At 55.0% G+C, this 6,612-nt stretch carries 6 protein-coding genes and 3 tRNA genes; 2 read left to right on the top strand and 7 right to left on the bottom strand.

Translation table 11 applies throughout. The features are described from left to right. Positions 1-21 precede the first annotated feature (21 nt). Genes GX839_06120 through GX839_06130 form a run of 3 tightly spaced genes read right to left on the bottom strand, consistent with a single transcriptional unit; the run spans position 22 to position 3,226 of the window. Positions 22-732, bottom strand: a complete 711-nt coding sequence (locus tag GX839_06120) for a pseudouridine synthase (GenBank protein ID NLB05035.1) — start codon at positions 730-732, stop codon at positions 22-24. Beyond that, positions 722-2,524 (bottom strand): cell wall metabolism sensor histidine kinase WalK, encoded by a 1,803-nt coding sequence (locus GX839_06125; protein ID NLB05036.1) that lies wholly within the window; start codon positions 2,522-2,524, stop codon positions 722-724. The genes GX839_06120 and GX839_06125 overlap by 11 nt, the downstream gene beginning before the upstream one ends. Before the next feature lie 6 nt (positions 2,525-2,530). After that, positions 2,531-3,226, bottom strand: coding sequence for a response regulator transcription factor (locus GX839_06130; protein NLB05037.1), 696 nt, complete (start codon positions 3,224-3,226; stop codon positions 2,531-2,533). Between the two features lie 116 nt (positions 3,227-3,342). Between GX839_06130 and GX839_06135 the strand changes: the two genes are divergently transcribed. Then, complete coding sequence (locus GX839_06135; GenBank protein ID NLB05038.1) at positions 3,343-4,065, top strand: RluA family pseudouridine synthase; 723 nt, start codon at positions 3,343-3,345, stop codon at positions 4,063-4,065. Here the strand turns inward: GX839_06135 and GX839_06140 are convergent. After that, on the bottom strand, positions 4,062-5,267 hold the full coding sequence (locus GX839_06140) for an RNA-directed DNA polymerase (GenBank protein NLB05039.1): 1,206 nt from the start codon (positions 5,265-5,267) through the stop codon (positions 4,062-4,064). The two genes, GX839_06135 and GX839_06140, sit on opposite strands and share 4 nt — an antisense overlap. A 394-nt stretch (positions 5,268-5,661) precedes the next feature. Between GX839_06140 and GX839_06145 the strand changes: the two genes are divergently transcribed. Beyond that, on the top strand, positions 5,662-6,081 hold the full coding sequence (locus GX839_06145) for a DUF3592 domain-containing protein (protein ID NLB05040.1): 420 nt from the start codon (positions 5,662-5,664) through the stop codon (positions 6,079-6,081). A 29-nt stretch (positions 6,082-6,110) separates the two neighbouring features. Here the strand turns inward: GX839_06145 and GX839_06150 are convergent. From GX839_06150 to GX839_06160, 3 genes are all read right to left on the bottom strand, one after another. Further along, positions 6,111-6,197: transfer RNA gene (locus tag GX839_06150), tRNA-Leu, on the bottom strand. 51 nt (positions 6,198-6,248) lie between these two features. Beyond that, positions 6,249-6,333: transfer RNA gene (locus GX839_06155), tRNA-Tyr, on the bottom strand. Between the two features lie 15 nt (positions 6,334-6,348). Next, positions 6,349-6,425: transfer RNA gene (locus tag GX839_06160), tRNA-Ile, on the bottom strand. Between the last annotated feature and the right edge of the window lie 187 nt (positions 6,426-6,612).

Genomic DNA, 6,612 nt, shown 5'->3' on the forward strand with positions numbered 1-6,612 from the left:
ACAGAAAAGAAGGCGGGCGCCCTAGCGCCCGCTTTCTTTTGACGTGGCACGTACAAGTTCTTCCTTTTCCTTAAAGGTCAGCTCCCTGTAACTGCCTTCAGGAAGCGAACCGAGCGTGATATGCATGATCCGGGTCCGGATCAGGTCCGTGACACGGTAGCCCAGCACCTCACACATGCGCCGGATCTGGCGGTTGAGACCCTGGCGCAGGACGATATGGAACTCGTATTCTCCTGTCATCCAGGCGGAGCAGGGGAGGGTGGTCCGGCCCAGGATCGGGACTCCTGTTTTTATGGTCTGCAGGAAATCCTGGCTGACTTTCCGGTCAACCGTCACCACGTACTCTTTTTCATGCCCAAAACGGCTGTGCATGATCCGGTGGGCCAGCCCGCCATCGTCGGTGAGCAGGATCAGGCCGCGTGAATCCCTGTCCAGCCTGCCGACCGTGAAAATGCGGCGGGGATAACCAATGAAGTCAATGATGTTGTCGCGCCTGGCGGGGTCACTTGTAGAAGTGATCCCTTTCGGTTTGTGAAAGGCAAGAACTACCCCCGGCTGAGGAGAAGGAGGTTCAAGCGGACGGCCGTCAACGGTGACCCTGTCACCGGTTTCAATCATCATGCCGGTGGAAGCGGGCATGCCGTTGACCAGAACCCGGCCCTCCCGGATCAGCCTGTCCGCCTGACGGCGGCTGCAAAGACCGGAAGATGCGATAAAGCGGTTAATCCTCATGGCCTGAAAAATCGGCTGTTTCGTCAGCATAGGGAATCAGGAGCTTGAAGTCGGATCCCTGACCCTTTACGCTTTGAACCAGGAGGTCATAGCCCAGCTGGCGGGAAATTTCCCTGGCAATGGACAATCCAAGTCCGGTTCCCGGCTTCTGGTGTGCCTTGTCCTCTTTGAAAAAGCGGTCAAAAACGTGATCAATATCCTGCTCATCAATTCCGCTGCCGGTATCTTCGACGGAAATCGAGGCGCCGTTGTAGTCCCTGGCAATCTTGATGGTGATGGTTCCGCCCGGCTGTGTGAATTTGATGGCATTATCAATCAATATAACCAGGATTTGTTCAATCCGGTCTGAATTACCCCAAACGGGGGGCGGATCATCGTCAAGACCGACCGTTTCCAGTTTCAGACCCTGATCCGCGATGACGCCTTCAAAGTTATTGGCGACATCTTTGGCGACGGAAGCCAGACTGACGGGACCTTGTTCAACCGGGGTCGTGTCTGCCTGGATACGGGACAATTCCAGCATGTCGTTGATCAGGCGGGACAGGCGCAGCGTCTCGCGCAAAAGGATCTCGTGATAACGTTTCTGGTCTTCGGGAGAGGTCACCATGCCCTCCGTCAAGGGTTCCAGCAGACCTCTCATGGCAGTAAGGGGTGTACGCAGCTCGTGAGAAACATTCGCCACGTATTCCCGCCGCGTCTGCTCCAAGCGCTCTGCCTGGGTGATGTCACGGAAAAGGCCGACGGCGCCGTTGACGACTTGCAGTCCGCTCACCAGGGGCGTAATGACGATCTGGATTTGCCGGTGATCCTTGGCGATGACACAGGTCACGGTTTTGTTCGCATCCATGGCCTCATTGAAAAAGTGATCGATCCGGCTTTCCCGAAGCAGAATTTCGGGGTCGGTCCGGCCGGCATGATGCTTGTCAAGTCCGAAGACTGAATATAGCCGGTCGTTATACTGCATAATACTGCCGTTGCGGTTGACGGCGACAATGCCCTCGCCAATTCCGTCAATGATCTGCTTAAGGCGGACGGCATGGTCGCGCAGCTGCTGGAAAGATTCCGACAGATCTTCGGCCATGATGTTGATGGTACGGGCGAGCTCTCCGATTTCACCTTCCTGGCTTTCATCGGCCCGTCTTGAGAAATCACCGCGGCTCAAGGCCAGGGTTACGCTCCGGATCGACTCGATGGGCTGTACAATGCGAAAAGCGGCAATGATGACAGGAATCACCATGATGACCAGGACAATGAGTGAGGATGTGAGGAGGGCGAAGTTCAGGCTCTGGATACCTGCGCCCACCTCTTTCATGGGTTGCACGAAGATGGTGGTTCCCTTTCGTTGCGCACCGTCCTGTCCGATGGGAACAGAAAGGACGAGAAAACGGTCGCCCGCCAGAGGCAGATTAATGTGACTCAGCTTATGCGGATCCTCTGCCTTGGACAACAGCTTGTGCTCTTTGAGGGCAACAGATTCGAGGTCCTCTGCAAGCCCGGTCAGCGGTTCTGGCAAGGGCGTATGGTAGCGCACACCCTGGTCATCCACGATGTAGATCCAGTTGCCGAAGAGTTCGTAGGAGTGTTCGATCAGATCGATGCAAAAGGTCAACCCGTTTTCACTGAACACATTCTCGGAAATCAGATTGGCACGGGGCAGCAGCTCTCTTGCCTTGATGCGGTTAAAAACCGGATTGGCAACGAAACTGTAAAAGATGGCAGTCAGAACCGTCCACAGCATGAGAGCAGCAATCAATAACAAAAAAATGCGTCGGACCAGGAAACGGTTTTTCATTTCAAATCAGGAGGTCGCCTCAAATTTGTAGCCGACCCCGTAGACGGTGATTAAGCCGTACTTTGGATTATCGCTGTCGATCTTCTGCCTGATTCTCTTGATGTGCGTGTCAACCGTCCGGGTGTCGCCGAAATAGTCGTAACCCCAGACCTTGGACAAAATCTGCTCGCGGTCCATGACCTGGCCTGCGTGAGAGGCAAGCAGGTAAAGAATTTCCACTTCCTTGGGCGTGAAGGCGACCACCTGGTCATTGACCTTGACCTGGTAGTTGTCCAGGTTGATCTCCAGGCCATCGAAGCGGAGAATGGAAGGCTTCTGGCCGGATTCCGTATCCTGAATCCGGCGAAAGAGCGCCTTGATCCGGGCGATGACTTCACGCGGACTGAAGGGCTTGACGATGTAATCGTCGGCGCCCAGCTCCAATCCCAGGACCCGGTCGATCTCCTCTCCCTTGGCCGTCAGCATGATAATGGGCACATTGCTGGTTTTACGAATGGTACGGCAGACATCAGTGCCGGACATCTTGGGCATCATGAGATCCAGGATGATGAGGTCGGGTTTTTCATGCAGGGCTTTCTCGAGTGCCTCTTCCCCGTCATACGCAGAGGAGTGCGGGAAGTGCTCTGCGTCAAGGTAGAGCCCGAGCGATTCATGGACGACGGGATCGTCGTCGCAGATCAGAATATGAGGTGTGGTGGACATGGATAACCTCCTGGCGCCAAATGAATGGATCACAACGACCTCATTATATAACATGCGGCCCGGGCATTTTTCAGACCCCTTGACCCGCCTGCAGGTCTGCGTGCTATTCTCATGGTATGCCTGCCCCCTACAAGACGCCGCCCATCATTTATGAGGACAATCACCTCCTGCTTGCCGCCAAGCCGCCCGGCATCCCCTCCCAATCGGGCCGGACGGCGGTACCCGATATGCTTGAGCTTCTGAAACGGGATCTGGAGATCCGCTACAGGAAACCGGGCAAGGCTTATCTGGGCCTGGTTCACCGTCTGGATCAGCCTGTCAGCGGTTTGATGGTTTTCGCCAAGACCTCCAAGGCTGCCTCCCGCCTCTCCCGGGCTTTCCGTACGCGCCAAGTGCAAAAACTCTACCTGGCCATCGTCAGAGGACAGCCTGAAGGCGATCAGGGAAGCATGCGGGATATCCTGTCCCGAAAAGAGATTGGCGGCCGCGTAAGACGGCAGATCAGTGATCAGGAAGGCTGCGAAGCGGTCTTGAATTGGCGGGTGCTGTCACGGGATCAGGGCAGGGGGGAGGCCTTGCTCCTGATCGAACTGATCACGGGCAGACGGCATCAGATCCGCGCCCAGATGGCCACACACGGCCTTCCCTTGCTGGGAGACCGGCGTTACGGCCTGATGGATGAAAGGGACCGGATTGTGCCTACCATCGCTCTGCATGCCTGTGGCCTCAGTTTTCCTCACCCGGTGAGCGGGGAGACCATGACCTTCCGCCTGGCGCCTGACATCAATCCATCCTTTTCAGAGGAGGATGCACTTGCATTTGAGGCTGGCTGCCTTTAATCACTTTTCCCTTCAGGCCATTTCCCATAGTAGGCGCTCACCAAAGGGCGGTAGCCGCAGGCTTTCAGCATGCTGTAGGGTACTTTGGCAAGCGAGGCCTTATTGTGCCTGCCTGTCACCAGATAGCGCTGGTATTGCTGCATAAAGGCATCGATCCGCCGGAGCGAGGCATCAGTTGTCAGCAGTGGGAAGAACCAGCTCGACCAGCAAAGATCGCGCCCTTCCCTGCTGTAGAATTTCCTGTTGAATTTGCGGTTGAAGGCCTTGAGCGCACGCTCGGGCTCAGCTCCCTTGCGCAGCATCCAGCGTCGGAGTGAGCGGGCGGCCCGCCGGATGCGGCCCATCAATTTTTTAACGGTTGCCGGTGCAATATCGATTGCGCCATTTTCATATTGAAAACCGAGAAAAGACCAGGCGGCACCCGGTGGGACCATCTCTTCCTTCTTTTCATTGGTCTCAAGTCGGTAACGGTCCAGGAAGCCGTTCAAAACGGCCTGATGACGGAGCAGGTTTTCGTAGGTGTCAAAAAAGATGATATCGTCGGAATAGCGGGCATAGCGGACCTGCTCACCTGCGAAATGGAAATCCACTTCTTTCAGATACAGGTTGGCCAGAAAAGGAGAGGTGGGGGTCCCTGCCATGACGCCCCGGGCTTCCCTGATTACCTGCCCCTTCCAGAGCGCCCGGTTATCACCGATTAAGGAAAGAAGCAGTTGTAACAGAGGCGGGTCATCCATGATCTCCGCCCGGAGGATATCTGACAGGAGAATGGTATCAATGCTGTTGAAGTAATTTCGGATATCCGTCTTATAGCACCAGAGTGATGAAATGTCCGGATCCCGCGCCAGTCCGGTAAAGGCCTGGCGTACCCCGATCTCCCTTCTGAAGGCATAACAATTGGGTGCCAGCAGGTTGTCATACCGATAAAGCAGGTAGGCCAGCAGTTTGAGGATCATATTTTCATGGAAGGAGAAGGTATAAACGACTCGTTTTTTGTCCGTACCCATTTTGCTCAATTCGCGACGTTCGGGAATGCCAAAAATATAGGAACCGTTGATGATCTGCCGGGCCATGGGCAGGTAGGCACGGTCCTGGATGAAGTCCGTCAGGGCTTTTGCCTCTTCCCGGCCAAGCAGGCCACGGGCACATTTGTAATCGAGAAATTCGATCCAAATCTCATCCTGAGCCAATTTTTCCAGCATAATGACCCCACAGATAAACACAGCCCCGTCTGGACGGGGCTGCGTACAGTGGGAAAGCCTTTGAAGGCCACGTTGTGGCCACGGAACCACACTGGCACACCGCCGTCTGCACAGCTCTTCTCGTGTGCCGCTTCGTTCCCTTGCAGACGTCCGAAAACATCCCACTGGTTTACTTGGATTATGGCGGAGCCGAAAGATGCTGTCAAGATTGAAACGATCAGAGCAGCCACAATACCCTCCGGAATATTGACGACGTCATTCCGGGGGAATACTATGAAATTGGCGCAGGCGCATCCACCGCCGCGTTCCGCACGAAGGAAGATCGCGCGGCAGTGTGGCAGCTTTCCACGGGATCACGAAAAGTATCTTTCGACATCTGAAAGGAGATTGCACGATGATTACGGCAATTGCGCTGTGGGTGGTCGCATTTTTGTTTTTACAGATCGCTTTGAAAAATATCCTTATGCGCGCCATCAAGACGCGGCGCTGCACGGCAAAAGTCCGGGCCACCGTCACGGACGTAAAAAAACATATGCGCACCCAAGGCCGGGGCAAAGGACACGGCGGCATAACCACGGCGGAGTATATCCCCACTGTCGCCTACACCATGGACGGCCGTGAATACAGCAAGCGGTTCACACCTGCCTATCGCGCTGATGTCTACAAAGCAGGTCAGGTGGTGGAGATCATGGTTAACCCCAATAGGCCATCGGAGATCAACAAAAAGGGAGCGAGCAACAAGACTGATGTCGTGATGCTGTGCATCGGCGTGGCCATCGGCATCGCGGGCGTGGTGGTGATGATGTTCCAATGAAACGGCAAGGGAAAAGAAACGTTTTTGATTGGTGCCGGTGGCCGGACTCGAACCGGCACGGAGTTGCCCCCATCGCATTTTGAGTGCGACACGTCTGCCTATTCCATCACACCGGCTTTTCAGTTATTTGACAGATCGCCCCTGTTGAGGGGCGATCCGTCAGACAGTGGTGGGGGAGAGTGGATTTGAACCACCGAAGTCGTTGACAACAGATTTACAGTCTGCCCCCTTTGGCCGCTCGGGAACTCCCCCAATTTACTGTCATTTTGGTGGGCCATCAGGGACTTGAACCCCGGACCGACCGGTTATGAGCCGGTTGCTCTAACCAACTGAGCTAATGGCCCTTCTTGCCCTGAACGGCGCTCCGTGATTATAGTTAATCGCTGTCTCGCTTGTCAAGGGCACGCGTCGCCTAGCAAATAATGCCGCCGAAAGGATTAACGTGGCCTCGCAAATAAATCCCGTTAAAATCCTCCTTAGAGAAGGAGGTAGAAAGCATGGATTTAACGATGGCAACCAAACGGCAAATTA

It is taken from the genome of Fastidiosipila sp., assembly GCA_012511175.1.
Taxonomy (GTDB): Bacteria; Bacillota; Clostridia; order Saccharofermentanales; family DTU023; genus UBA4923.